The sequence below is a fragment of the Micromonospora sp. CNZ296 genome (genome assembly GCF_007827635.1).
Map to the genome: position 1 here is coordinate 167,721 of NZ_VISW01000001.1, position 24,897 is coordinate 192,617.

22 protein-coding genes are annotated in these 24,897 nt (G+C 73.0%); 12 read left to right on the forward strand and 10 right to left on the reverse strand.

Going from position 1 to position 24,897, the window contains the following annotated elements; translation table 11 throughout:
- Window positions 1-13: 13 nt before the first annotated feature.
- From yut to FB455_RS00805, 3 genes are all read left to right on the forward strand, one after another.
- Complete coding sequence (yut, locus tag FB455_RS00795; protein WP_030273918.1) at window positions 14-1,048, forward strand: urea transporter; 1,035 nt, start codon at window positions 14-16, stop codon at window positions 1,046-1,048.
- A 13-nt stretch (window positions 1,049-1,061) separates the two neighbouring features.
- The gene (locus FB455_RS00800) at window positions 1,062-2,702 is read left to right on the forward strand and encodes an ammonium transporter (RefSeq protein WP_030273916.1); all 1,641 of its coding nucleotides are present in this window, start codon (window positions 1,062-1,064) and stop codon (window positions 2,700-2,702) included.
- Between the two features lie 245 nt (window positions 2,703-2,947).
- Window positions 2,948-3,568: an SLATT domain-containing protein gene (locus tag FB455_RS00805; protein WP_013287649.1), complete on the forward strand. Its 621-nt coding sequence runs from the start codon at window positions 2,948-2,950 to the stop codon at window positions 3,566-3,568.
- Here FB455_RS00805 and FB455_RS00810 read toward each other — a convergent pair.
- Window positions 3,526-4,452: an HAD family hydrolase gene (locus tag FB455_RS00810; protein WP_013287648.1), complete on the reverse strand. Its 927-nt coding sequence runs from the start codon at window positions 4,450-4,452 to the stop codon at window positions 3,526-3,528. The two genes, FB455_RS00805 and FB455_RS00810, sit on opposite strands and share 43 nt — an antisense overlap.
- Window positions 4,449-6,137, reverse strand: a complete 1,689-nt coding sequence (locus tag FB455_RS00815; RefSeq protein ID WP_030273914.1) for an anti-phage phosphoesterase — start codon at window positions 6,135-6,137, stop codon at window positions 4,449-4,451. Before FB455_RS00815 ends, FB455_RS00810 begins: the two co-directional genes overlap by 4 nt.
- A 215-nt stretch (window positions 6,138-6,352) precedes the next feature.
- Here FB455_RS00815 and FB455_RS00820 point away from each other — a divergent pair, with 215 nt between their 5' ends.
- Both FB455_RS00820 and FB455_RS00825 read left to right on the forward strand, forming a co-directional pair.
- Window positions 6,353-6,703, forward strand: a complete 351-nt coding sequence (locus tag FB455_RS00820) for a DUF2203 domain-containing protein (RefSeq protein WP_041784221.1) — start codon at window positions 6,353-6,355, stop codon at window positions 6,701-6,703.
- A gap of 215 nt (window positions 6,704-6,918) precedes the next feature.
- Window positions 6,919-7,722, forward strand: a complete 804-nt coding sequence (locus FB455_RS00825; protein WP_013287645.1) for an SGNH/GDSL hydrolase family protein — start codon at window positions 6,919-6,921, stop codon at window positions 7,720-7,722.
- 72 nt (window positions 7,723-7,794) lie between these two features.
- Here the strand turns inward: FB455_RS00825 and FB455_RS00830 are convergent, their stop codons facing one another.
- Window positions 7,795-8,283 (reverse strand): glutathione peroxidase, encoded by a 489-nt coding sequence (locus FB455_RS00830; protein WP_013287644.1) that lies wholly within the window; start codon window positions 8,281-8,283, stop codon window positions 7,795-7,797.
- A 143-nt stretch (window positions 8,284-8,426) separates the two neighbouring features.
- On the opposite strand from FB455_RS00830, the gene FB455_RS00835 reads away from it, so the two are divergent.
- The 4 genes from FB455_RS00835 (at window position 8,427) to FB455_RS00850 (ending at window position 13,286) form a co-directional block, all read left to right on the forward strand.
- Entirely contained in the window at window positions 8,427-10,061 is a 1,635-nt protein-coding gene (locus tag FB455_RS00835; RefSeq protein WP_145751790.1) for a glycosyl hydrolase family 18 protein, read from the forward strand.
- 173 nt (window positions 10,062-10,234) lie between these two features.
- Complete coding sequence (locus FB455_RS00840) at window positions 10,235-10,774, forward strand: hypothetical protein (RefSeq protein WP_145751792.1); 540 nt, start codon at window positions 10,235-10,237, stop codon at window positions 10,772-10,774.
- Window positions 10,775-10,831: 57 nt separating this feature from the next.
- On the forward strand, window positions 10,832-12,238 hold the full coding sequence (locus FB455_RS00845; RefSeq protein WP_013475760.1) for a class II 3-deoxy-7-phosphoheptulonate synthase: 1,407 nt from the start codon (window positions 10,832-10,834) through the stop codon (window positions 12,236-12,238).
- A 28-nt stretch (window positions 12,239-12,266) separates the two neighbouring features.
- Window positions 12,267-13,286: a threonine aldolase family protein gene (locus tag FB455_RS00850; protein WP_145752131.1), complete on the forward strand. Its 1,020-nt coding sequence runs from the start codon at window positions 12,267-12,269 to the stop codon at window positions 13,284-13,286.
- A 58-nt stretch (window positions 13,287-13,344) separates the two neighbouring features.
- Here FB455_RS00850 and FB455_RS00855 read toward each other — a convergent pair whose 3' ends face one another.
- Window positions 13,345-14,187, reverse strand: a complete 843-nt coding sequence (locus FB455_RS00855; RefSeq protein WP_145751794.1) for a deoxyribonuclease IV — start codon at window positions 14,185-14,187, stop codon at window positions 13,345-13,347.
- A gap of 23 nt (window positions 14,188-14,210) precedes the next feature.
- On the reverse strand, window positions 14,211-16,196 hold the full coding sequence (gene pknB, locus FB455_RS00860) for a Stk1 family PASTA domain-containing Ser/Thr kinase (RefSeq protein WP_145751796.1): 1,986 nt from the start codon (window positions 16,194-16,196) through the stop codon (window positions 14,211-14,213).
- Window positions 16,197-16,338: 142 nt separating this feature from the next.
- On the opposite strand from pknB, the gene FB455_RS00865 reads away from it, so the two are divergent.
- Complete coding sequence (locus FB455_RS00865) at window positions 16,339-16,719, forward strand: Rv2175c family DNA-binding protein (protein WP_013287637.1); 381 nt, start codon at window positions 16,339-16,341, stop codon at window positions 16,717-16,719.
- Window positions 16,720-16,855: 136 nt separating this feature from the next.
- Here FB455_RS00865 and FB455_RS00870 read toward each other — a convergent pair whose 3' ends face one another.
- The gene (locus tag FB455_RS00870; protein WP_013287636.1) at window positions 16,856-17,938 is read right to left on the reverse strand and encodes a polyprenyl synthetase family protein; all 1,083 of its coding nucleotides are present in this window, start codon (window positions 17,936-17,938) and stop codon (window positions 16,856-16,858) included.
- 62 nt (window positions 17,939-18,000) lie between these two features.
- The gene (locus tag FB455_RS00875; RefSeq protein ID WP_030271888.1) at window positions 18,001-19,449 is read right to left on the reverse strand and encodes a helix-turn-helix domain-containing protein; all 1,449 of its coding nucleotides are present in this window, start codon (window positions 19,447-19,449) and stop codon (window positions 18,001-18,003) included.
- 226 nt (window positions 19,450-19,675) lie between these two features.
- Between FB455_RS00875 and metF the strand changes: the two genes are divergently transcribed.
- On the forward strand, window positions 19,676-20,593 hold the full coding sequence (gene metF / locus FB455_RS00880) for a methylenetetrahydrofolate reductase [NAD(P)H] (RefSeq protein WP_013287634.1): 918 nt from the start codon (window positions 19,676-19,678) through the stop codon (window positions 20,591-20,593).
- A gap of 44 nt (window positions 20,594-20,637) precedes the next feature.
- On the forward strand, window positions 20,638-21,327 hold the full coding sequence (locus FB455_RS00885; RefSeq protein ID WP_013287633.1) for a CDP-alcohol phosphatidyltransferase family protein: 690 nt from the start codon (window positions 20,638-20,640) through the stop codon (window positions 21,325-21,327).
- 110 nt (window positions 21,328-21,437) lie between these two features.
- Here the strand turns inward: FB455_RS00885 and FB455_RS00890 are convergent, their stop codons facing one another.
- The 3 genes from FB455_RS00890 to FB455_RS00900 are packed head-to-tail and all read right to left on the reverse strand — an operon-like array spanning window position 21,438 to window position 24,871.
- Window positions 21,438-22,925, reverse strand: a complete 1,488-nt coding sequence (locus tag FB455_RS00890; protein WP_013475765.1) for a phytoene desaturase family protein — start codon at window positions 22,923-22,925, stop codon at window positions 21,438-21,440.
- Between the two features lie 12 nt (window positions 22,926-22,937).
- Window positions 22,938-24,065 (reverse strand): glycosyltransferase family A protein, encoded by a 1,128-nt coding sequence (locus FB455_RS00895; RefSeq protein WP_145751798.1) that lies wholly within the window; start codon window positions 24,063-24,065, stop codon window positions 22,938-22,940.
- A complete protein-coding gene (locus tag FB455_RS00900; protein WP_145751800.1) occupies window positions 24,062-24,871 on the reverse strand; it encodes a carotenoid biosynthesis protein in 810 nt (269 codons plus the stop codon). The genes FB455_RS00895 and FB455_RS00900 overlap by 4 nt, the downstream gene beginning before the upstream one ends.
- Window positions 24,872-24,897 lie beyond the last annotated feature (26 nt).

Genomic DNA, 24,897 nt, shown 5'->3' on the forward strand with positions numbered 1-24,897 from the left:
GGAGGGCAGCGACATGGCCGACATCGGACGAGGCTGGCGCCACCTGGCCGACCGGAACCCGCTGGTCCGGTTCGTCGACGCCGGCCTGCGCGGCGCCGCGCAGGTGGTGCTCCAGAACAACCCGCTCAGCGGCCTGCTCATCCTGATCGCGCTCGCCTGGGGCGCGTTCGAGAACGGGACGCCCCGCGTGTTCGGCGGCGGCGTGCTCGGCCTGGTCGTGGGCACCGCGACCGCGCTGGCGCTGCGGGTCGACATGTCGAGCTGGCGCAAGGGCCTGTTCGGCTTCAGCCCGCTGCTGACCGGGCTCGCGGTGCCCACGTTCCTCGACCAGCGCCCGCTGATGTGGCTCTACCTCGTGCTCGGCGCGATCGGCACGGTGGTGGTCACGCTCGCCCTCAACGCCGTCTTCAAACGCTGGAACCTGACCGCCTACACGTTCCCGTTCGTGCTCACGACCTGGTTCCTGCTGATGGCGGCGTACCAGTTCGACAGGTTCACAGTGCTCACCAAGCTGACGCCGAAGTTCCCCGGTGAGGGATCGCTGACCGGCGGCACGTTCGACTGGGGCCTCATCCCGGTCTTCTTCAAGGGCGTGTCCCAGGTCTACCTGATCGAGAGCTGGGTCACCGGCCTGCTCATCCTCGTCGCCCTGCTGATCAACTCCCGGTGGTCGGCGCTGTTCGCGGTGATCGGCGCCGTCGGCGCGACACTGCTGGCGCTCTGGTTCGGCGCCGACGGCGCGTCCCTGGACAAGGGGCTGTTCGCCTTCAACGCGGTGCTGACCGCGATCGTGGTGGGCGCTGTCGCGAACCGCCCCGGCGCGCTGGTGACCGTCTACACGCTGTTCGGCATCGCGCTGACGCTGTTCGTGCAGATGGCGCTGACCACCATGCTCACGCCGCTCGGCATCCCGGTGCTGACCGGGCCGTTCAACATCGCCACCTGGCTGTTGCTGCTGCCGGACCGGCACTTCGCGCCGGTACCGAACCACGAGCGGGTGAAGGACACCGTGCTGCACACCGTCCGCGACTCCGTCAACCTGCGATAGAAGGAGGGAAACCGTGTCCGCTCCGAACGCGGGTGACACCGCCTGGGTGCTCGTCTGCGCCGGCCTCGTCCTGTTCATGACGCCGGGGCTCGCCGCGTTCTACGGCGGCATGGTCCGAACCCGCAACGTGCTGGCGATGCTGCAACAGAACATGATCGCGCTCGGCGTGGTCAGCCTGACCTGGGTGCTCGTCGGCTACACGATCGCCTTCGGCGACGACGCCGGCAGCGGGCTGTTCGGCAACCTGGAACTGTTCGGGCTCACCGACCTGAAGGTGCCGCCCGCACCCAACCTGCACGTGGTCGACGGCCGGATCACCATCCCGACGCTGGCGTTCGTGCTGTTCCAGATGATGTTCGCGGTGATCACACCCGCGCTCGTCACCGGCGCCACCGCGGGCCGGCTGCGCTTCGGCGGCTGGGTGCTGTTCCTCGCGGTCTGGTCGATAGTGGTCTACGCGCCGATCGCGCACTGGATCTGGCACCCCGGCGGGTGGCTGGCGAAGTTCGGCACCCAGGACTGGGCCGGCGGGCTGGTCGTGCACGCCAGCGCCGGCGCCGCCGTCCTCGCCGTCCTGCTCGTCGTCGGCCGACGCCGGGACTGGCCGCACACCGCCGCGCCGCCGAACTCGATCCCGCTGACCATCGTCGGCGCCGGCGTCCTCTGGTTCGGCTGGTTCGGCTTCAACGGCGGCGACGGCCTCCAGGCCAACGGCCTCGCCGCCCAGGCCGTCCTCAACACGCACCTCGCCGCCGCCGCGGCGATGCTCGTCTGGCTGGCGCTGGAACGCGTCACCGACGGACACAGCACCGTCGTGGGCGCGGTCTCCGGCGCGGTGGCGGGCCTGGCGACGGTCACCCCGACCGCCGGGTACGTCAACGCGGCCTCGGCCGTCGCGATCGGCGCGCTGGCCGGCCTGGTCTGCCACTTCGCGCTGAAGCTGAAGTACCTGCTACGCCTCGACGACGCGCTCGACGTGCTCGCCGTGCACTTCGTCGGCGGCATGCTCGGCACGCTCCTGCTCGGCCTGTTCGGCAACCGCGGGGTCAACCCGCTCGGCGCCGACGGGCTGTTCCTCGGCGGCGGAGGCGGCCTGCTGTGGCGCCAGCTCGTCGGCGTGGTGAGCGTGGTCGCGTTCTCGTTCGTCCTGACCTGGCTGATCGCCGCCGGGGTGCAGGCGCTCATCGGCCTGCGTGTGCCGCCGGCCGATCAGGAACGCCTGGACCAGGCGCAGCAGGGCGCCGACGCGTACCACCTTGGTGGCGTGACCAGCCTGACCGCGCCGGGCGCGCCCCGGCGCCGTAGCGCGGCGGCGCCGGCCGGCGAAGCGTCCGTGCCACCCGGTCAGCGGGTACGGGTGGTCACCGCGCTGCTGGAACCGGACCCGGCCGCGAACAGCGCCGACCTGCGCGACGCGCTGCTGCGCGCGGGCGCGATCTCGGTCATCGTCAGCGACGCCGCCGTGGCGACGACGACGCCACAGGCGAGCCTGCTGCCGCGCGGCTACTGGCAGGACCAGCCGTTGTCGGCCCGGCTGCGCGTCACAGTGCTGGTGGGTGCGGACGGGGTGGGTGCGGTGCTGGACGAACTGGACCGGATGGGGGCCCGGCGGAGCGATACCTTCGTGCAGGAGGCGGAACGCGTCCAACCCTGACAGGCGGGTGCCTGCCATCGATTCGAGTCTGGTAACCCGTCCCCTCACTCGGCAAGCACATCGAGACGTCTGATCCTTGAGTGTTGGAACGCGATGACGCAGGCTGTGCGTATGGGGCGACAGCATCTGCCGAACCTCGACCCGCCACCCGGATACGGCCCTCGCCGTGCGCTGGGATCGGACGGCTCGTGCTAACGAGCAATGGCCGACTCGACAGGTCAAGCCGTCGAGTCCCGCGGCGGGACATGATCATCCGCCCATTCCCCGTCTTGGCGGCGGACCAACCGCCTGAGGCCGTCCTGGATCGCTTGCGTGGGTGGGCGGAGGGGCAGGCCGAGGACGCGGTTGCCTGGTACCTGCGCGACAAGGCGGTGCGCCGCACGATTTCCCGCCTGCTGCGCGGCTGCGCCATCCTGCTGGGGATCGCCGGCGGAGTCGTACCCCTGGTTAGCGCGGCGAGCGCTGGGAGCGGCGCCAGCTGGGGATATGTCCTGCTCGCCATGGCCGGTGGCTGTCTGGCCTTCGATCACTTCTTCGGCCTGTCCTCGGCCTGGATGCGCGACATCGCTACCGCGCAGGCGCTTCAGCGGGCGCTCACCGAGTTCCGGCTGGACTGGGTGACCACGGAACTGCGCACCTCAGCCACTGAGGAAGCGGTGCTACGGCGGCGCGAGGAACTGATCCGCGTGCTCGTGCTGCGGACGGCCGAGTTGGTCGAGGCGGAGACCGGCGAGTGGCTGAGTGAGTTCCGGAGCAACATCGGCGACCTGAACCGGCGGAACGGATGGTCGCCCGCAACGGGTCACCCCTCTGTCGGAGCGGGTCAATCGGCCGGCCCTGACGGCAAGCAGGCCGATATCACTTGAGGCCGCCTCGGTTGCGATGCTGCACGGAATGTGTAGTGCTCGCGTAACTCGTGAAATGCGTCAAGCGTTACGTCCGGCTCGTATTGCGGCGGATCATCGCTCTTGGCTTCTGCTGCGGTGACGGCCGCGGGATCCCAATGGGACAGCGCGACCAAGCCGCGCCAGAGGTCGGAATCGTGGTGGGTGCCGTAGCGGGCCCAGGCGGCGAGCATCCCCGCTCGCTTGGCCATTGCCACGTCCTTGCTCAAGCTGTCGCCCACGTACAGACAGTGGGCGGCTGGAACGCCCAGCTGCTCGGCGATCTGACGGGCGATCTCCGGATTGGGCTTGCGTGCCGTCGGTGGCAGTACCCGAACCTCGATTGCGGCCGGAACAGACCGTCGATCGGCGCCCAAAGGGTGAGGCGGCCCGACGAACCGGGGCGCGTAGATCGCCTCCAACATCGCGTCCAACCCGAGCGACCTCGCTCGACTGCTGATGTTCACGTCCTTGGCCTCGGTGTGCCCCACAACGTGACAACCTGTGGCCTTGATAGTCTGGAGCGTGCTTTCCACGTCCGGGTAGAGGTGGAGGTGGCGTCGCCGGACCTCGTTGAAGGCGGCGAAGGCCGGAAGCAGGTGCTCGTGTCGTGCTCGTTGGCTCATCCCGGGCAGGCGTCGCTCGACGGCCGAGGTCTCGAGCAGCGCGAAGGGGTGCTCGGTATTGCCGTGGTTGCGGTGCACGGCCTGGAGGTCGCTCCGCAACTCGTCCTCGGACACGTCGAGGATCTCGGCGGCCACGGCCACCATCGCCCGCACTGCGGGCACAAAGTACGCCACCCAGTCGTACAGCGTGTTGTCCATGTCGAGGATGAGGGCGTGCACGACCTGGCGCCTGGTGGTCATGGGGAAACGACCTTCCAGGGAGCAATCTCGAGTCGGCCGTCTGCCCCGGTTACCAGCGGGGCCCGCCAGGTCATGAAGCGCTCGAATGAGCCCTGCTGTTGACTCCGGTACATTTCCAACTCCACGACGGGACCCGCCATCCGGATCAGGTTGAAGAAGTTACGCCGCCCGTCTGACGATCTCGAGCCGCTGCTCCCACCACCGACGATGTTGAAGCGTCCCAGGTCCCAGCGTTCGTTGCTGTATTCGGGGAGATGGTACGCCTCGGTACGCCAGACGAACGCGCGGTGTTTGTGCCCGTGCACCGCGAGGTGCACCCCGTCACGGGCGGCCAGGCGCTGGATCCTGGGTGCGTCGATGGCGATCCCGAAACCGGTCGCGTACTCGTCGGGCGATTCGAGGTCCTCGGTCAGCGCGAGATGATGATGCAGCGCGAGCACGCGCAGGGCTGATCCAGGGTTCGACCAGGCGAGCGCGCTGGTCACCTCGCGGTACGCGGACTCCTGCACCCGGCCCATGCCCGCCAGGAACGACTGCCCCTGTTCCAGTGAGCTGGAGTTGACCGCGGCGATGTCGACAAGGTTGCCGCCAGGGAAGATGAAACGGCGAGCCATCGAGAGGTGGGGCGAGGCCGGGTATCCGTAGAGCGCTCGAAAGAACTCCCGGTAGTTGGCCGTTGCCGCCGCCGGAGCCACCTCGACCGGTGCTCCATATTCGTACGAGTCACCGCGGGTCCAGGCGATGTCGTGATTGCCGGGTATGACGACGAGGTGCTCCATGCCCAGCCCGAGCAGCCCATTGGTGAGCTTGAAGAGGCCAGCCCGCGCCGCCGCGAACTCGTCGCGGTGGGCGACATAGGTGAGATCGCCTGTGACGAGGACCGCTCCGACCGACCGCTGGTCACGAGCCAGGGCATCGGAGATCGCGTCGACCATGGTCGGGCGGGTAGCGCCGTCCTCGGTCTCCAGCCGCCACTGATGCTCCGACCGAAACCGCCCCGCCGCATAGTGCGGATCGGTGAGGTGCAGCAGCCACGGCCCCGGGCAGGCGATCGGCTCGGGAGACAGCGCGCCGTCCTGGCGTGGCGACGCTGTCAGGAACCGCTCGCTGGAGTCAGCCGGCTGGGCCGGCCGGATCTCCCAGATGGTGGTGTCCATCGCGCGCAGCTCGTCAGCGTCCAGGATCCGCTTACCCACCAGCCGCTCCAGTTGGCTCCGTGGATGATGGGGCAACGGCGGTGCGGAGGCGAAGGAGAACCTCCCGAAGAATTCCATCGGCTCCTCGGCCAGGGCCACCAGCCGTAGCCAGCCCCGGCTGTGCCGACTCGCCCGATAATAGGGTGGAACGCCGTCCCGTTCGGCGTCGGGCGGACTGAGCGAGGTGAAGGCCCCGAGTTCGTCCGGCTGCGGCAGGATCACGCGTTCGACGATGGCGGGATGAACGAGGCCCGTCCCGGAGTGGAACAGCCCGATCGGCACCCGACGTCCCTCCAGCGTCTCGCGTTCGAGCGCCTTCCACACCTCCAGCCGGCCGGGTTCGTTGGGTCGTTTCCACCAGCCCCACCAGCACCAACCACGCTCCTGCAGGACGGCGCGATGCTCGGGCAGGGTGTCGGCGACCAGGTCCCGGTACCGGAACAGGTACCGCGGGTCCGGGGTGCTGGAGCTGGGCGAACGATCGCTCATGCCAGTGAGCCTCCGACGACGGGCGAGGGGCGTCCGGGCAAGCCGATGGCCGATCCGGGAGGAACCATCTGTATACCCGAGCGCGACCATGCCCGATACCCGGCGCCGGTTTGCGGCGGTGACGCCCAGGCCCCGGCGTTTGACGACGTGCATCGAGGTGCGGCGTGTGCCGTGTGGAAGCTTCCCTCTGGACGGTCGTGCCGCATACTGGCCCGGTGTTCACTCTCGCCCAGGCGCGTCACCTGGTGGCCACGCTGCGGCCGCGCGTCGACGAGCTGATCCGGCTGCGGGCCGACCTGGCCGAGTTGCGGGTCGACCTGGCCGACCACGGCGTCAGCGCGCTCGGCGGGCTCGCCGAGGTGAAGGCGCTGGAGGCGCGGCTGCACGTGGTGGTGGACGAGTTCCACCAGCATGAGATCGCGGTCAAGGGGATCGCCCCGGTGCTGCTCGACTTCCCCGGTGAGCGCGACGGCCGGGCGGTGCTCTGGTGCTGGCTGGAGGGCGACACCGACATCCGGTGGTATCACCGGGTCGAGTGCGGTTTCGCCGGCCGCCGTCCGGTCTGAGCGGGCCGCCGCCCGGTCTGAGTCGACCCGTCCGCGCCTGATCTGCGTCGATCTGCCCCCACTGGCGGAATCCTTCAGCCCGATCCGCGAAACCGGCAGCGATTTGTAGGCGTAAGTCGCTATACGCGCCGGACCGCAAATCGGTGATCTTCCATACCCTGTGATCTTGTTGATATCTATCTCTCACCACCACTTCACGCCCCCAGGAGTGCGACGTGCGGAGATCCCGTCTTGCCACCCTCGCCCTGACCCTGGCCGCCTCGGTCGGGGTCACTCTGTCTCTGGCCGCCCCCGCCCAGGCGGCCCCGTCCGACCGCTACGTCGCGCTCGGCGACTCGTACGCCTCCGGCGTCGGCGCCGACAGCTACACCTCCGAGAGCGGTAACTGTCTACGCAGCACGAACGCCTACCCGGCGCTCTACAACACCAACATCAAGCCCGCGTCGTACCGTTCGGTCGCCTGCTCCGGCGCCACCACGGCGGACGTCATCAACAGTCAGCTCTCCGCGCTCTCGTCGACCACCACGCTGGTCAGCGTCACTGTGGGCGGCAACGACGTCGGCTTCGCCAACATCATGAGCACCTGCGTGCTCCAGGGGGAGACCCAGTGCGTGGCGGCCGTGCAGTCCGCCATGAACGTGGCCCGTACCTCGATGCCGGGCCGGCTCGCCAACGTCTACAACGGCATCAAGAGCCGCTCGCCCTCGGCCCGCGTCGTGGTGGTCGGCTACCCGGTCTTCTACCAGCTCGGCACTCCCTGCGTCGGGCTCAGCGCGACGTCCCGGGCGAAGATCAACGAGGGCATCAACCTGCTCGACGACATCACCCGCACGGCCGCCGTCTCGGCCGGCTTCACCTTCGCCGACGTCCGCTCCATCTTCGTCGGCCACCAGCTGTGCAGCTACGGGACGAAGTGGCTGCACGCGCTCAACGTGCTGAGCCTGAGCAAGTCGTACCACCCGACGGCCGCCGGGCAGTCCGGCGGCTACTACCCGGTGTTCCGGGCCGCCGCCGGCTGACCCGATCCGCGGCAGCGGCACGCCTCCCCGGGGGGCGTGCCGCTTCGCCGTGCCCGGCGGCGGGTGCGCCGGTCAGGCCGGCAGGACCTTCTCGATCGCCGCGCGCAGCTCGGGATCCTCGGGTGTGACCTGCGGGCCGAACCGGGCGGCCACCGTGCCGTCCGGCGCGACGAGGAACTTCTCGAAGTTCCAGCGCACGTCGCCGGTGTGCCCCTCGGCGTCCGGCGTGGACACCAGCTCCGCGTAGAGCGGGTGCCGGTCCGGCCCGTTGACGTCGACCTTTTCCGTCAGCGGGAACGTCACGCCGTAGTTGACCTGGCAGAACTCCTCGATCTCGGCGGCGCTGCCCGGCTCCTGGCCGGCGAACTGGTTGCACGGCACCCCGAGCACCGTCAGCCCGCGTCCGGCGTACGTGTCGGCGAGTTCCTGAAGGCCCGCGTACTGCGGGGTGAGGCCGCAGCGGGAGGCCACGTTGACCACGAGCAGGGCGCGGCCGCGGTAGCGGCCGAGGTCGGCCGGGCCGCCGGTGAGGGCGTCGATCTGGACGTCGAAAACGGTCATGGGACGAGGCTACGGGCCCTCGCGCCCACCGTCCCGCGTCACCCGTGAAATCGATGCATCTACATCTTGACGAAGTGGTGACGGCGTGAGTAGCGTCTCAGCAATCAATTTGGAAGGTTTCCTAACTATTGGAGGGACGCCGTATGAAGAGATCGCTCCGCCGGGCCCTGTGGGCCACCGGCGCCGTGGTCGCGCTCGCGGTCGCCGCGGTGCCCATGACCACCGCGTCGGCCGCCGGCAGCGTCACCGCCACGTTCGCCAAGGTGCAGGACTGGGGGACCGGCCACGAGGGACGGGTGACCGTCACCAACGGCACCAGCTCCACCCTCAACGGCTGGCGCATCGAGTTCACGCTGCCCTCCGGCACCTCGATTAGCAGCTCCTGGGACGCCGACATCACCCGCAGCGGTGACCGCTACGTGGCGGTCAACAAGAGCTGGGCCGCGACGCTCGCCCCGGGCGCCAGCTTCAGCTGGGGCTACAACGGCACCGGCGCGTACAAGGCGCCGGTGAGCTGCACGATCAACGGCGGCTCCTGCACCGGCGGCGGCACGCCGACGACCACCGCGCCGACCACGGCGCCGCCCACCACGGCACCGCCGACGACCGCGCCGCCGACGACCGCCCCGCCGACCACGCAGCCGCCCACCACGCCGCCGCCGGGCGGCAAGAAGATCGTCGGCTACTTCGCCGAGTGGGGCGTCTACGCCCGCAACTACCACGTCAAGAACATCCACACGAGCGGCTCGGCCGCGAAGCTGACCCACATCCTGTACGCCTTCGGCAACACCACGGGCGGCCGGTGCAGCATCGGGGACAGCTACGCCGACTACGAGAAGGCGTACACCGCCGCGGACAGCGTCGACGGCGTCGCCGACACCTGGGACCAGCCGCTGCGCGGCAGCTTCAACCAGCTGCGCAAGCTGAAGAAGATGTACCCGAACCTGAAGGTGCTCTGGTCCTTCGGCGGCTGGACCTGGTCCGGCGGCTTCACCCAGGCCGCGCAGAACCCGGCCGCGTTCGCCGACTCCTGCTACTCCCTGGTCAAGGACCCGCGCTGGGCGGACGTCTTCGACGGCATCGACATCGACTGGGAGTACCCGAACGCCTGCGGCCTCCAGTGCGACAGCAGCGGCCCGAACGCGTTCAAGAACGTGGTCTCGGCGCTGCGGAGCAAGTTCGGCTCCAGCTTCCTGGTCACCGCGGCGATCACCGCCGACGGCAGCAACGGCGGCAAGATCGACGCCACCGACTACGCCGGCGCCGCGAACAACCTCAACTGGCTGATGCCGATGACGTACGACTACTTCGGCGCCTTCAACGCCCAGGGACCGACCGCGCCGCACTCGCCGCTCTACTCCTACGCGGGCATCCCGCAGCAGGGCTTCTGGTCGGACGCGGCGATCCAGAAACTCAAGTCCAAGGGCGTACCGTCCAGCAAGCTGCTGCTCGGCGTCGGCTTCTACGGACGCGGCTGGACCGGCGTGACCCAGGCCGCACCCGGCGGCAGCGCCACCGGCGCGGCCCCGGGCACCTACGAGGCGGGCATCGAGGACTACAAGGTGCTCAAGAACAGCTGCCCGGCCACCGGCACCGTCGCCGGCACGGCGTACGCCAAGTGCGGCAGCAACTGGTGGAGCTACGACACCCCGTCGACCATCGGCGGGAAGATGAGCTACGCCAACAGCCAGGGCCTCGGTGGCGCGTTCTTCTGGGAGCTCTCCGGTGACACCAGCAACGGTGAGCTGATCGGCGCCATCAAGGGCGGTCTCGGCTGAGCCGAGGGCCGACGCACCACCCACCCGGCGGGGAGGGGCCGCACCGGCCCCTCCCCGCCCGCGTGCCGTCCTGGCCGAGCGCGCCGATCCGGGTCAGGATGGGGAGTCAACCGGCCGCTCGGGCCGGATGTGGCACACTCGCCGCTCGACGAGTCCACGCGACGGGAGGACAGATGGGTCGCAGCCACCGGGGCCGGTTCACCGGGCTCGCGCTCCTCGCGCTCCTCGCGCTCCTGCCGGCGGCCCTGGCCGCCTGCGGCTCGGGCGGCCAGAGCGGCGACACCCCGCCCACCGGGAAGGCTCCGGCCGAGGAGGCGGCGGCCAAGAGCCGGGAACGGGTGCAGGCGTACCTGGACGCGCTGACCGCCCGCGACGCCGCCGCCGGCCGCAGCCAGCTCTGCGCGCCCATGCACGCCGCCTTCGACTCCGCCGCCACCGGCCCGAACGGCGACTTCGCCGACCACTTCACGGTGCCCGAGGCGACGATCACCGAGGTCCGCTCCGGCCCGAACGGTCAGGAGGTCAGCGCCTCGATCACTGTTGCCGCCGGCTCGCGCAAGGCCGCCCGGTCGCTGCTGTTCACCGTCACCCGTAACGGGGCGGACTGGTGCATCTCCGGCGAGGCGCCCGGTAAGCGCGCGGTCGAGCCGACGGCCGACCCGGCGGGGCCGCCGCCGCCGGCGATGGCGCCCTCGCCGGTGTCCTCCCAGTGACCGGAACCATCCCCCTCGGCGGTGAGTGATCGCGACGGTCGCCGTACGCTTTCCTTCATGCGCCATGAGTGGCATCAGCTGAGTCACCCCGCCGTGGGCAGCCCTGGTCTGCAGACCAGCCGCCCGACCGCCGACTCCGCCGAGGACGCGGCCCTCGGCCTCGACCGATGGCGGGAGCTGCCGCGCGCGCAGACCCCACCCTGGGACGACCCGGCCCAGGTCGCCGAGGTCTGCCGGGTGCTGGACACGGTGCCCTCGGTGGTCGCGCCCTACGAGGTCGACCAGTTGCGGCAGCGGCTCGCGCTGGTCTGCGAGGGCAAGGCGTTCCTGCTCCAGGGCGGTGACTGCGCGGAGACCTTCGCCGACAACACCGAGAGTCACCTGCTCGCCAACGCCCGCACGCTGCTCCAGATGGCCATCGTGCTCACCTACGGCGCGTCGCTGCCGGTGGTCAAGGTCGCCCGGGTCGCCGGCCAGTACACCAAGCCCCGGTCGCTGCCGACCGACGCCCGGGGCCTGCCGGCCTACCGCGGCGACATGATCAATTCCCTGGAGGCCACGCCGGAGGCGCGGGTCGCCGACCCGCAGCGCATGATCCGGGCGTACGCGAACTCGGCCGCCGCGATGAACATGCTCCGGGCGTACCTGGCCGGTGGGCTGGCCGACCTGCACGCCGTGCACGACTGGAACAAGGACTTCGTCCGGCGGTCCCCGGCCGGCGAGCGCTACGACGCGATCGCCCGCGAGATCGACCGGGCGCTGGCCTTCATCCGCGCCTGCGGCATGACCGACGACGAGGCGCTGCGCACCGTCACGCTGCACTGCTCGCACGAGGCGCTGGCGCTGGAGTACGACAGGGCGCTGACCCGGATCTCCAACGGCAAGGCGTACGGGCTGTCCGGGCACTTCCTCTGGATCGGTGAGCGGACCCGGCAGATCGACGGGGCGCACATCGACTTCATCTCCCGCATCGCCAACCCGATCGGCGTCAAGCTCGGCCCGACGACCACCCCGGACGAGGCGATCGAGCTCTGCGAGAAGCTCAACCCGGACAACATCCCCGGCCGGCTCACGCTGATCAGCCGGATGGGCAACCACCGGGTCCGGGACGCGCTGCCGCCGATCGTCGCCAAGGTCACCGCCGCCGGGGCGAAGGTCGTCTGGCAGTGCGACCCGATGCACGGCAACACGCACGAGTCCTCGAACGGCTACAAGACCCGGCACTTCGACCGGATCGTCGACGAGGTGCTCGGCTACTTCGAGGTGCACCGGGGCCTGGACACCCACCCGGGCGGCCTGCACGTCGAGCTGACCGGCGAGGACGTCACCGAGTGCCTCGGCGGTGCCCAGGGCATCGAGGATCTCGACCTGCCCGACCGGTACGAGACCGCCTGCGACCCCCGGCTGAACACCCAGCAGTCGCTGGAGTTGGCGTTCCTGGTGGCGGAGATGCTCCGTGGCTGACGCGAGGAGTGAGCTTGCGAGCCCCGAACTGATCGATCTGCGGACGGACACCGTGACCCGGCCGACGCCGGGGATGCGGGAGGCGATGGCCGCCGCCGAGGTGGGCGACGACGTCTACGGCGAGGACCCGACGGTCACCGCGCTGGAGGCCGAGGTGGCCGCGCTGTTCGGCCACGAGGCGGCGCTGTTCGCCCCGAGCGGCTCGATGGCCAACCAGATCGCGCTCCAGCTGCACGTACCACCCGGCGACGAGCTGCTCTGCGACGCCGACGCGCACGTCGTCACGTACGAGGTCGGCGCCGCCGCCGCGTACGGCGGGATCTCCTCGCGGACCTGGCCCGCGGTGGGCGCGGAGCTGGACCCCGACGTGGTCGCCGGGATGATCCGGCCGGACGGCTACTTCGCGGTGCCCACGCGCGCGATCGCCGTGGAGCAGACCCACAACCGGGGCGGCGGTGGGGTGATCCCGCTGCCGACGCTGCGCCGGATGCGTGAGGTCGCCGACGAGCACGGGGTGGCCCTGCACTGCGACGGCGCGCGGATCTGGCACGCGCACGTGGCCGACGGGGTGCCGCTGGCCGAGTACGGCGTGCTGTTCGACACGCTCTCGGTGTGCCTCTCCAAGGGCCTCGGCGCGCCGGTCGGCTCGCTTGTGGTGGGCAGTGCCGAGAAGATCGCCCGGGCGCGGTTCCTGCGCAAGCGGATGGGCGGCGGCATGCGGCAGGTCGGCATCCTCGCCGCCGCCGGCCGGTACGCGCTGGCGCACCACGTCGAGCGGCTCGCCGACGACCACGTGAAGGCGGCCCGGCTGGCCGAGGCGGTCGCCCCGCACGGCGTGCTCGCGTCGGTGGTGCGGACCAACATCGTGCCGCTGGACCTGACCAAGCACCCGTTGGACGCGCACGCGCTGGCGGCTGCCGCGCGGGCGGAGGGGTTGCTGATCTCGGTGCTCGGCCCGCGTACCGCCCGGCTGGTCACCCACCTGGACGTCACCGACGCGCAGATCGACCGCGCCGCCACCATCCTGAACACCGCCCTGCGCGCCTGACCCCCGGCCCCACTGCGCCCCGCGCTCCCCGCGAGGGGGGAGGGAGCGGGCGGACCCGTCAGGGGTGGAGGCGCTTGAGGGCGGCTATGTCGGCGGCGTGGCCGATGTGCTTCTCCGTGGGGGTCTCCACCAGCACGGGCACCCCGGCGGTCGCCGGGTGGTGCATCAGCTCGGCGAACGCCGGCTCGCCGATGGTGCCCTTGCCGATGTTCTCGTGCCGGTCCCGGGTGGAGCCGCACAGGTCCTTCGAGTCGTTCGCGTGCACCAGCCGCAGCCGGTCCGCGCCCACCGTGGCGACCAGCGTGTCGAGCGTGGCGGTCATGCCGCCCTCGGCGGCCAGGTCGTGACCGGCCGCCCAGGCGTGACAGGTGTCGAAGCAGACCCCGAGCATCGGGTGCCGGTCGACCGCGTCCAGGTAGGGGCCGAGGTGCTCGACCCGGGACGCCAGTGACCGGCCGCCCCCGGCGCTCGGCTCGACCAGCAGCATCGGCCCGCCGGTGGCGGCGATCTCGTCGAGCAGCGGGAGCAGCGCCGCGCGGACCTGCCGCAGGGCCGCCTCGGCGTGACCGGCGTCGACAGCGCTGCCGGCGTGGAACACCACGCCCTCGGCACCGATCGCCCGGCCCCGCCGCAGCGCGTGCGCCAGCGTCTCCGCCGACCGGGTCACGGTCGCCGGGGTGGGGGAGCCGAGGTTGACCAGCAGCGAGGCGTGGATGAACACGGGCAGCCCGCGCTCGCCGCACCCGTCGCGGAACAACGCGTCCTGCGCCGGGTCGCCGGCCGGCAGCGCCCAGCCGCGCGAGTTCGAGACGTAGACCTGCACCACCTCGGACTCGGCCGCGTCCGCGTACGGCAGGGCCGCCCGGGCCAGACCGCCGGAGGTGGGGGTGTGCGACCCCACCCGCCGGCGTCCGTCACATCCGCTCACAGGCACGTCACAGTGATCGTCGTACCCGGCGGCACCGGCGTGTTCTCGACCGGGTTCTGGATCCGGACGATGCCGTTCGGGTTGAGCTGGACGTTGACCGGGAAGCCCTGGCTCTCCAGCGTCTGCTTGGCCTGCTGGCAGGGCATGTCGACCACCCGGGGGACGGCCACCTGCGGCGGGCCCTTGCTGATCTCCAGCTTGACCTGGGCGCCCTTCTCCACGCCGGTGCCGTCGGCCGGACTCTGGCCGAGGATCTCGTCCTTCGGCTTGTCGGAGTCCTTGACGTTCTCCACCGGCTTCAGCCCGAGCTGCGCGAGGATGGTGCGCGCCTCGGCGAGGCTCTTGCCGACCAGGTTGGGCACCGTCACCGGCGCGCGACCCTTGCTGAGGATCACCGTCACCTTCGCCCCGGGCTTGACCACCGTGCCCACCTTCGGGTCGGTGGCCAGCACCACACCCGCGGGCAGCGTGTCGTCGTACCGGGAGGAGCCCTTGGCCACAACCAGGTTGGCGCCCTCCAGCTCGGCCTGGGCCAGCGCGTAGTCCTTGCCCACCACGTCCGGCACCGGCAGCCGCTCCGGACCGAGCGACAGGGTCAGCGTGATCGTGCCGCCCTTGACGATCCGCGCGGCCGAGCCGGGGGACTGCCCGAGCACCGTGTCCTTGGGGACGTTCTCGTCGTGGCGCGGGGTGGCGTACTTCAGCGTGAAGCCGCCGCGCTGGGCCTGCGCCTCCGCGTCGGCCTTGGTCAGGCTGACCATCTGCGGCGCCACCGTGTAGCGGCCCACGCCGAACCACCAGCCACCCACCGCGGCGACCAGGCCGAGCACCACGACCGCCGCGGCGACGGCCAGCCGTCCGCGCGGCGAGCCCATGATCCGGGTACGCAGGGCGGCGAACCCGGTCCCCGGGCCGTCCTCCTCGACGGCGCGGCGCCGGTGCGGGCGCTGCGCGGCGCCGCTCTCGGGCAGCCGTGCCCACGCCGGGCGCTCGACCGGCTGGAGCGCGGCCACCACCTGGGTCGGCTGGCTCAGGACCGCCGTGTCGTCGCTGAGCTGCCGCAGCACAGTGGTGTGCGCGTGCGGGTTGCCCAACTCCTCGCGGGCCGCCTGCACCTCGCTCAGCAGCGCCGCGGCGTCGGCCGGGCGGCCGGCCGGATCGCGCCGCGTGGCCCGGGCGACGAGCGCGTCGAGAGCCGGCGGCAGCGTCGGCACCAGCGTCGACGGCGCCGGTACGTCCCGGTCGACGTGCTGCCACGCGACCTCCACGGGACGGTCGCCGTCGTAGGGCACCCGGCCGGTGAGCATCTCGAACAGCACGATGCCGGCCGAGTAGACGTCGGTGCGAGGGTCCGCGTGGCCCTGGGTGACCAGTTCCGGCGCCACGTACGCCACCGTCGCCATGAGCTGGTTGCCGTTCTCGTCCTCGGCGCTGGCCTCGACGGCCCGGGCCAGCCCGAAGTCGGCCACCTTGACCACGCTGTCGACGAGGTTGCGGCTCCCGCCGGTGGGCACCTCGGCGACGAGCACGTTCTCCGGCTTGACGTCGCGGTGCACCAGGCCGGCCCGGTGCGCGGCGGCGAGCGCGGCGAGCATCTGCTCGGTGATCGCGAGCGCCTCGTCCGGGTTGAGCCGGCGGCGCTCGGCGAGCACGTCGCGCAGTGTGCGGCCGCGGACGTACTCCATCACCAGGTACGGCAGGCCGGCGTGGATGCCCTGGTCGTAGACCGCCACCACGTTCGGGTGGGTGAGCCGGGCGATCGTCTTCGCCTCGTCGGTGAAGCGTTCGACGAAGCCGGCCATCCGGGCCTTGGCCTGCGGCGCCTGGGTCGGGTGAATGATCTTGACCGCCACGGTGCGCTCCAGGCGCTCGTCGGTGGCGGTGTACACGGTCGCCATGCCGCCACGGGCGACGCGCCCGCGAATGCGGTAGCGCCCCTCGATCAGCGAGCCCAGCAACGTGTCGGCGACCTGTGTGTCCATCGGCAGGCAGTCTATGTGTCGGAGGGATGAAGGTAGAACAGGATGCTACCGCCGGGTTGCGACAAGGGGGGACCGCCGCGCTCCCGGCGGCGGTGCGGGGTGCCGTGCACCGGGTCCGGCGGGCACGTGGCAGGGTGGTCGGGTGACCGATTCCGTACCCGCCGAGACCGGCCCCGAGCTGGCCGGACCGGCCGACCCGGCCGGATGGCTGACGCTGCCCGACGTGGCCGAGCGCCTGGACCTGTCGATCAGCAAGGTGCACCAGATGATCCGCGACCGTGAGCTGATCGCGGTGCGCCGCGACGGCGTCCGCCGGATCCCGGCCGACCTGGTGGCCAACCGCACCGTGCTCAAGCACCTGCCCGGAGTGCTCAACCTGCTCGCCGACGCCGGTTACGACGACGAGGAGGCGCTGCGCTGGCTCTACCGGGAGGACCCCACTCTTCCCGGCACCCCCGCCGTAGCCCTCGGCGGCGACCTGGCCCGAGAGGTGAAACGCCGAGCCCAGGCAGTCGCCTTCTAACCCCGAGGACCGCCTCACCGTTCTCGTTGATCATGAAGTTGGCGGCGGAGTCGATCTCCGAAAATGCCGCCAACTTCATGATCGACCGCTTCGGGGGCGGGTGTGGGGGCGGGTGGGCGGGTGGGCGAGGGGGCGGTCAGGCGGGGCGGCGGGTGGCGGCGATGGCCAGGTCGACCAGGGCCTGGCGGGCCTCGGTGTCCAGGTCGACAGCGGTGAGCGCGGCCAGGGCGCTCTCGGTGAGCGCGGTGATGTGCCGCTCGGCCCGATCCAGCGCGCCGCTCGTCGTGATCAGCTCACGCAGCCGGTCCACCCCGGCCGCGTCCAGGTCCGGTACGCCGAGACCGGCCAGCAGTGCCTCCCGGCCGGCCGGGTCGAGCGCCTCCAGTGCGGCCGCCACCAGGTACGTCCGCTTGCCCTCGCGCAGGTCGTCGCCGGCCGGCTTGCCGGTGCGCTCCGGGTCGCCGAACACCCCCAGCACGTCGTCGCGGAGCTGGAACGCCTCACCCAGCGGCAGCCCGTACGCCGAGTACGCGGCGTGCACCTCGGGCGGCGCGCCGGCCAGCGCGGCACCGAGCAGCAGCGGACGCTCGACCGTGTACTTCGCCGACTTGTACCGGGCCACCTTGGCGGCCCGGTCCAGCGAGGTGTCCCCGGTGGCCTGGGTCAGCACGTCCAGGTACTGCCCGACGGTCACCTCGGTACGCATCTCGTCGAAGACCGGCCGGGCCCGGGCCACGGTGGCCGGCGGCAGGCCGGAGGAGTGCAGCAGCTCGTCGGACCAGACCAGGCACAGGTCGCCCAGCAGGATCGCCGCGGCGTCGCCGAAGGAGTCCGCGTCGCCGCCCCAGCCGGCCGTGCGGTGCCGGGCGGCGAACCGCCTGTGCATCGCAGGCTCGCCGCGCCGGGTGTCCGACCGGTCCATCAGGTCATCGTGGATCAGCGCGCTGGCCTGCACGAACTCCAGTGCGGCAAGGGTGGCGACGACCTGGTCGGAGTCGACCCCGCCGGCGCCCCGGTAACCCCAGTAGCCGAACGCCGGACGCAGCCGCTTGCCGCCGCCCAGCACGAACGCCTCGATCGCCTCGGCGACGGGCAGCAGGCCGTCGTCGACGGCGGTCAGCCAGCCGCGCTGGCCGGCGAGGAACTCGGTGAGCGCCTTGTCGATCCGCTGGCGCAGGCCGGCACGGTCGACGGGGGATACGGGAGCAGCGTGGGTCACGCCACGACGCTAGCGGTTCGCACCCGTTCCCGCCGCGCCCCCGCCCCGGCGTGCCTCGTGGCTCACCGGCGCGGACTGTCGCGCAGGTGGCGCGGCACGCCGGACGGCAGGTAGGGGCGGGCCGCGGTGACCAGTCGCGCGTACCCCCGGGTGGCCGGACCGGGCGGCGCGTGCGCCAGGCCGCGACGGAACGTGGTGAGCTGGCCGACGGCCCGCGGGGATCCGGACCGGACCGCGTCGAGCAGCGCCTCGCCGGCCACCGCGCACGCCTCGGGCACCGCGCCCAGGCCCAGGTGCCCGCGGGCCAGCCAGCCGCCGTACACGGCCGACCGGCGCGGGCGGCCCCGCGCGCCCACCACCGGCGTCAGCAGCGGCACTGCGGCGGCGTGACGGCCCAGCGCGACGAGCGTGCGCCCGGTCATCGCCGCCAGTTCGGCCGCGTCGAGCCAGTAGAGCCAGGGCGGCTCCCGGCCGGGCTCCGGCGTGCCGACCCGATCGGCACCGGCCAGCGCCTGCCCGGCCGCGCGGGGACGCCCGGCGAGCGCGGCGGCGAGCGCCACCCGGTGCAGCAGCAGCGCCCGCAGGCCGGGCGAGGCGGTGGCACGGCCGGCGGCGTACCCGATCCGGGCCAGGACCAGCGCGCCGGCCGGGTCGCCGGCGTCGGCCAGCAGGTGACTGGCCGACGCGAGCACGTGCCCGGCCAGCGGCGCCTGCCCGGCGGCCACCGCCGCCCGCAGCGCCAGCCGGTACGCGACCAGGCCCCCGCCGAGGTCGCCCGCGTCGGCGGCCAGCCACCCGGCGAGCTGCGCCGACTCGGCGAGCGCGGGCAGCATCGCGCGACGGCCGGCGGGCCCGGCGCGCCGGTAGCCGCGGACCGCCTGCCGCAGCCGGCGGGCGCCGTGCCCGGCGAGGTCGCCGCCGCCGAGCATGTCGTCCCAGCGCCGCAGCGTGGCGAGCGTCACCCCGTCCGCCGGGTGACCACGACCGGAACCGGTGGGCTCGTCGTCCGGCCCGCGCAGGACGTGGACGCCGAGCGGCCCGGACTCGTCCGCGACGGACATGCGCGGGGCGGGACGGCCGGTCCGGTGCTCGTCGTCCCGTCCGGGACGGCCGGGCAGCGGCGTTGGCGCGGCGGCGAACGGACCGGCCGGCGTGCGGCCGCCCGGGTCGGCCGCCCAGCGGTACGCGAGCGTGAGCAGGGCCAGCCGGGCCCGGGACCCGGCCGGGTCGACCACCGCAGGCGCCACGCCCAGCCGGCGGCTGCGCGCGGCGGCCCCGGCCAGCACCTCGCCCGGCACCCCCAGGACCGTCGCCAGCCAGGCGGACCAGAAGTCGCCGGGAAGCCGCAGCTGGCGCTCCCAGCGGGACACCTCGTTGCGGGTCAGCGTGGGCACGCCGGAGGCGGCGCACAGCTCGGCGGCCAGCCGCTGCTGGCTCCAGCCACGGGCGGCCCGCAACTCGGCCAGCAGCGGCCCGAGCAGGCGCGGGCCCGGCGGCGGGGACGGGATCATCGGAACCTCCGGGGCGACGGCGCGGATGGCGACGCGGACGCCCGGCCAGTGGTGGCGCCGGCGCGTCGCCGTCGTGGCGACCCCCGCGCGGGCCCCCGGAACGGCCGTCGGCCGCCCCACCGCGCTGCCGCATTTCTACCCCCGGGGTACGACGTCGCGCCGGGACAGGTGTTCGCGGGCTGGGAAGATTCCCGATGCGGCGTGCCGTCCCGGTTACAGTCGGTCTGTGGCGCTCGGTCTTCCCTCGGTCCTTCCCAATCCCCAGCCGGCCATCGGGGAGCTGATCCGTGACGGCCGCCCCACGTTCTCCTTCGAGTTCTTCCCGCCGAAGACCCCGGCCGGGGAGAAACTGCTCTGGCAGGCCATCCGCGAGCTGGAGTCGCTGCGGCCCTCGTTCGTGTCGATCACCTACGGCGCGGGCGGCTCGACCCGCGACACCACTGTCGCGGTGACCGAGCGGATCGCCACCGAGACGACGCTGCTGCCGATGGCGCACCTGACCGCGGTGAACCACTCGGTGGCCGAGCTGCGGCACGTGATCGGCCGGCTGGCCTCGGTCGGGGTGCGCAACGTGCTGGCCGTGCGGGGTGACCCGCCGGGCGACCCGGGCGGCGAGTGGATCGCCCACCCCGAGGGCGTCCGGTACGCCGAGGGCCTGGTCCGGCTGGTCCGCGACAGCGGCGACTTCAGCGTCGGCGTGGCCGCGTTCCCGTACAAGCACCCGCGCTCGCCGGACGTGGACAGCGACACCGCGCACTTCGTCCGCAAGTGCCGGGCCGGCGCGGAGTTCGCGATCACCCAGATGTTCTTCGACGCCGACGACTACCTGCGCCTGCGCGACCGGGTCGCAGCCGCTGGCTGCGACACCCCGATCCTGGCCGGGGTGATGCCGGTGACCCAGATCGGCACCATCGAACGCTCGGTGCAGCTGTCCGGCGCGCCGTTCCCGCCGGCGCTGGCCGAGCGGTTCGAGCAGGTGGCCGACGACCCGGAGGCGGTCCGCCGCCTCGGCGTCGAGCAGGCGAGCGAGATGTGCGAGAAGCTGCTCGACGAGGGCGTGCCGGGGATCCACTTCATCACGCTCAACCGGTCCACTGCGACCCGGGAGGTGTGGCAGCGGCTGCGCGCCGCCGCACGGGTGTGACCACCCGCCACACGACACCCGCGCCGTGCTTCTACGGTTGATCCGTGGTGGGCACACAGCTGAACTGGGACCAGTACGCGACCGCGTGGGCGCGGCTGCACGGCGGCTTCGATCCGCGTACCGCCGCGCCGGTGGTGCGCGCCTGGCTGCGCTTCGCCTACCACGTGGGCTACGTGCTGGGCCGGCTGCGCGTCGGCCCGACCCCGGTGACCGTGTTCGGGGTGCTGCTCTGCTTCTGCGTACCCCTGTTCGTGGAGCGGCCGGGCAACGGGCCGTTCCTGGGCGCGTTGTTCGTGCTGCTGGCGGCCGTGGCCGACAGCGTCGACGGCGCGGTGGCGGTGGCGACCGGCCGCACCACCCGGCTGGGCTACGTGTACGACTCGGTCGCCGACCGGCTCGGCGAGGTGGCCTGGCTGGTCGCGTTCTGGCTGCTCGGCGCGCCGGGCGCGCTGGTCGCGGCGGCCGGTGGGCTGTCCTGGCTGCACGAGTACGTGCGGGCGCGCGCGGTCTCGGCCGGGATGCGGGAGATCGGCGCGGTGACTGTGGGGGAGCGGCCGACCCGGGTCTGCGTCGCGCTGGTCGGGCTGCTGGTCGCCGGGCTCACCGGGCTGATCGACGCCGACCTGACCGCCGGCACCATCACCATGGCCACCACGGTCTGGGTGCTGCTCGCCGGGTTCGGCCTGGGACAGTTGCTCTCCGCCGTCCGCCGCGCCCTGGTCGACGCCGGCTGACCGCCGCGCCCGCGCCCGCGTAGCCGGGGAGCGGGCGCGGCGGTCAGCCCGTGTTAAGAAGGGGCCCTTCCTCTACCGGAGGCGTTAAGAAGGGCCCCCTCCTTACACCCTCACCAGGCCGGGCCGACCGCCTCGGCGACGATCTCCGCGGACAACGTGACCATGGGCAGCCCGCCGCCCGGGTGGCTGGAGCCGCCGACCAGCCAGAGCCCGGCCGCCGGACCCCGGTTGGCCGGGCGCAGCAGCCCGCCCGCGGTGCCGTAGATCGCTCCGCCCGGCGCGCCGGTGGCCGCGTCCAGGTCGGCCGGGGTGCGGATCTCCCGGAACACCAGCCGGTCCCGCACGTCGGCACCGCGTTCGGCCAGCACGTCGAGGATCCGGTCCGCGTACGCCTCGGCCAGGCCGGGCCGCCGCCAGTTCACGGCGCTCGCGGCGGTGCCGTGCCGGGGCGCGTTGACCAGCACGAACCACGCCTCGTGGCCGTCCGGGCGGACCGCCGGGTCGTCGGCGGCGGTGACGAACACGGTCGGGTCGGGCGCCGGGCGGGCACGCACCCCGCGACCCGGGTCACCGAACACGGCGTCGAACTCGGCGTCGTAGTCGCGGGGGAAGAAGACGGTGTGGTGGGCCAGCCCGGAGTCGCCGCGTACGCCCAGCAGCAGCACGAACCCGGCCAGGCTGCGGTCGGTGAGCGCGGCCAGGCGGCGCGGGTCGGGCAGCAGGTCCCGGTAGACGGTGAGCGCGTCCACGTTCGCCACCACCACGTCGGCCGGGATCGGTGCGGCCGCCCCGGCCACGCGTACCCCGTGCACCCGCCCGCCCGCGGCGTCGATCCGGGTGACGGTGGCGTCGGTGCGCACCACCACGCCCAGGTCCAGGCAGCGCGACAGCAGCGCGTCGGCGAGCGTGCCCAGTCCGCCGCGCAGGTACCAGCCGCCGTACGCCAGCTCGGCGTAGGGGACGGCGACGAGCGCGGCCGGGGCGCGGCGCGGGTCGGCGCCGGTGTACGTGGCGTACCGGTCCAGCAGCATCCGCATCCGCGGGTCGGACAGGTGCCGGCGGCCCAGCCCGCGCAGGCTGCGGCCGGGGCCGATGGCGGCCAGGTCGCCCAGCCGCCAGGCCAGCGCCGCCAGGTCGCGGGGCGAGTCGACGGTACGGCGCAGGATGTCCCGGTGCGAGGCCGCCCACACCCGGTCGGCGCGCCGCCACAGCCCGCGCCAGTCGGCGGCGGACCGGTCCCCGAACGCGGCGCCGATCCGGGCGGCGAACTCGTCCGGGTCGGCGCAGGAGTCGAGCGCCTGCCCGCCGCCGGGGAAGACGTGCCGCACGATCGGGTCCAGCGGGACCAGGTCGAGGTATTCGTCGAGCTTCGCCCCGGTCGCCTCGAACAGGTCGTGGAAGACCTGCGGCAGGGTGAACAGGCTCGGCCCGGTGTCGAAGTGCCACACCCCCTCCGGGGTGTGGTGGGCGTACCGGCCGAGCTTGCCCCCGACCGTGCCGGCCCGTTCGAGGACGGTGACCTCGTGCCCGGTGACCGCGAGCCGGGCGGCGGTGGCGAGCCCGCCCACCCCGGCGCCGATGACCACGATGCGCGCCATGGCGTGCCCCTCCTAGGTGACCGGGCGACCCCGCCAGGTGAGCCGGCGTCGCTTCCGCAGATGGTACGACCGGACGGTCAGCCAACCGAGGACCACGACCGACACGGGGTGGCCCAGCGCGTCGGGCCACGCCCGCCCGCCGGTGGCGCGGGCGCTGACCACCCGCCCGGCGACGCCGGCCAGGTAGGCCAGGAACGCCACGGCGGCCACCGCCGGCGCGCCGGCGATCAGCGCCCCGGCGGCCAGCAGCGGCGGCGCGACGTAGAGCGCGACCAGCAGCGCCAGCACGGCCGCCGCCGCCGTGGGGTGCCCGAACGTCGCCCACAGCGACTTGGTGTAGCCGTCGCGCAGCTGCGGCCAGGTGTCGTACATCCGGCAGGACGCCAGCCGGGAGCCGTCAGCCAGCGCGATCCGCCCGCCGGCCCGCTTCACCGCCCGGGCCAGCTCGATGTCCTCCAGCACCTTGTCGGCCACCGCCGCGTGCCCGCCGGCCCGCAGGTAGCCGGCCCGGTCCACGACCAGGAACTGCCCGCCCGCCGCCGCGAGGGAGGGCCGCCGCGAGCGTTCCATCGCGCGCAGCGGCAGGAACGTGAGCCACAACCACTGCAACAGCGGCTGCACCAGCCGGTCGCCCACCGTCCGCACCACGATCCGGGGATACGGCGACAGCAGCGCCGCGTCAGCCGCGCGCAACTCGGTCACGGCCGCCGCCACCGCGTACGGGGTGAGCACCACGTCGGCGTCGACGAAGGCCAGCACTGCCGGTTCCGGGCCGGTACGGGTGGCGAGCTGCCAGCAGGCGTGCGGCTTGCCCAGCCAGCCCGGCGGCGGGGCGACGCCGGTGAGCAGCGTGACCCGGGGATCGTCACCGGCCACCGCGCGGACCACGTCGGCGGTGCCGTCGGTCGATCCGTCGTCGAGCACCACGATCCGCAGGTCCGGTACGCCGCGCTGGGCCAGCAGCGCGCGCAGGCACGGGGTGACCCGTTCGGCCTCGTCGCGCAGCGGCAGCAGCACCGCCACCGGCTCGTCCACCTCGGCCGGGCCGGTGGCCGGGCGGCGCAGCCAGGCGAGCGCGTTGACGAGCGTGTGCCCGGTGAGCGCGGCGACCGCCACGGCCAGCGCGAGGGCGGCGATCATGCCGGGGCGTCGACGCGCGACGCCGGCTCCGGCGCGCCGGCCCGGTCCCGCTGGCGGGCCCGCCACAGCGTCACCGCCAGCGGCACCGCCGCCACCGCCATCCCGGCCGCGCCCCACAGGGCCGACGCGGGCAGCCGCAGGAACACCGCGTGCGCCAGCACGCTGGAGGCGTACGTCCAGAGGTAGAGCGCGAACATCGGGGCGTCCCGGCCGTCGACCCGGTCCGCCGACGGCCCGGCGAGCGGGCGCAGCGCGACTGCGAGCAGCACCGCGAAGCCCAGCCAGCCGAGGTAGTTGCTGACCGGGATGCCGGGTAGCCCGGGCAGCGCCGGGGTGGCGTCGAGCCAGGTCCAGTAGCCCTCGGCCACCATCTGCGGGTCGAGGAACAGGTCCCAGGCGGCCAGTCCGACCGCCGAGAGCGCGATCCGCGCGATGCGGGAACGGACCAGCCGGACCGCGGTGAGCCAGGCCGGCCAGGCCATCCAGGTCCAGGCGAGCGGGATGATCAGCGGCACCCCGGCCAGCTTCGGGCCCAGCTCCCCGGAGTAGTCGTAGCTGCCGAACGGGAACCCGGTGGCCACGCCGATCGCCTCCACCGCGAACCCGCCGCCGGTGACGACCGCGACCAGCGCGACGGCGGTACGGACGCCGCGGGTGAGCAGCGCGTGGCCGACCGAGAGCAGCCAGCCGAGGACCACGGTGGCCACCGTGAGCCCGGCCCGGGTCGCGCCGCCGGTGAGCGGGTAGCAGATCTGGGCGAGCACCAGCACGGCCAGCAGCGCCCAGGGCAGCCGGGCGGCTTTCACTGTGCCGCCTTTCGTTCGCGACTGCG

What these genes read in the sequence shown, in the direction of transcription:
- yut (WP_030273918.1), top strand. Translation starts at nt 14, where the DNA reads ATGGCCGACATCGGACGAGGCTGGCGCCACCTGGCCGACCGGAACCCG.
- FB455_RS00805 (WP_013287649.1), top strand. Translation starts at nt 2,948, where the DNA reads ATGATCATCCGCCCATTCCCCGTCTTGGCGGCGGACCAACCGCCTGAG.
- FB455_RS00810 (WP_013287648.1), bottom strand. Translation starts at nt 4,452, where the DNA reads ATGACCACCAGGCGCCAGGTCGTGCACGCCCTCATCCTCGACATGGAC.
- FB455_RS00815 (WP_030273914.1), bottom strand. Translation starts at nt 6,137, where the DNA reads ATGAGCGATCGTTCGCCCAGCTCCAGCACCCCGGACCCGCGGTACCTG.
- FB455_RS00830 (WP_013287644.1), bottom strand. Translation starts at nt 8,283, where the DNA reads ATGACCGTTTTCGACGTCCAGATCGACGCCCTCACCGGCGGCCCGGCC.
- FB455_RS00835 (WP_145751790.1), top strand. Translation starts at nt 8,427, where the DNA reads ATGAAGAGATCGCTCCGCCGGGCCCTGTGGGCCACCGGCGCCGTGGTC.
- FB455_RS00840 (WP_145751792.1), top strand. Translation starts at nt 10,235, where the DNA reads ATGGGTCGCAGCCACCGGGGCCGGTTCACCGGGCTCGCGCTCCTCGCG.
- FB455_RS00845 (WP_013475760.1), top strand. Translation starts at nt 10,832, where the DNA reads ATGCGCCATGAGTGGCATCAGCTGAGTCACCCCGCCGTGGGCAGCCCT.
- pknB (WP_145751796.1), bottom strand. Translation starts at nt 16,196, where the DNA reads ATGGACACACAGGTCGCCGACACGTTGCTGGGCTCGCTGATCGAGGGG.
- FB455_RS00875 (WP_030271888.1), bottom strand. Translation starts at nt 19,449, where the DNA reads ATGATCCCGTCCCCGCCGCCGGGCCCGCGCCTGCTCGGGCCGCTGCTG.
- FB455_RS00890 (WP_013475765.1), bottom strand. Translation starts at nt 22,925, where the DNA reads ATGGCGCGCATCGTGGTCATCGGCGCCGGGGTGGGCGGGCTCGCCACC.
- FB455_RS00895 (WP_145751798.1), bottom strand. Translation starts at nt 24,065, where the DNA reads ATGATCGCCGCCCTCGCGCTGGCCGTGGCGGTCGCCGCGCTCACCGGG.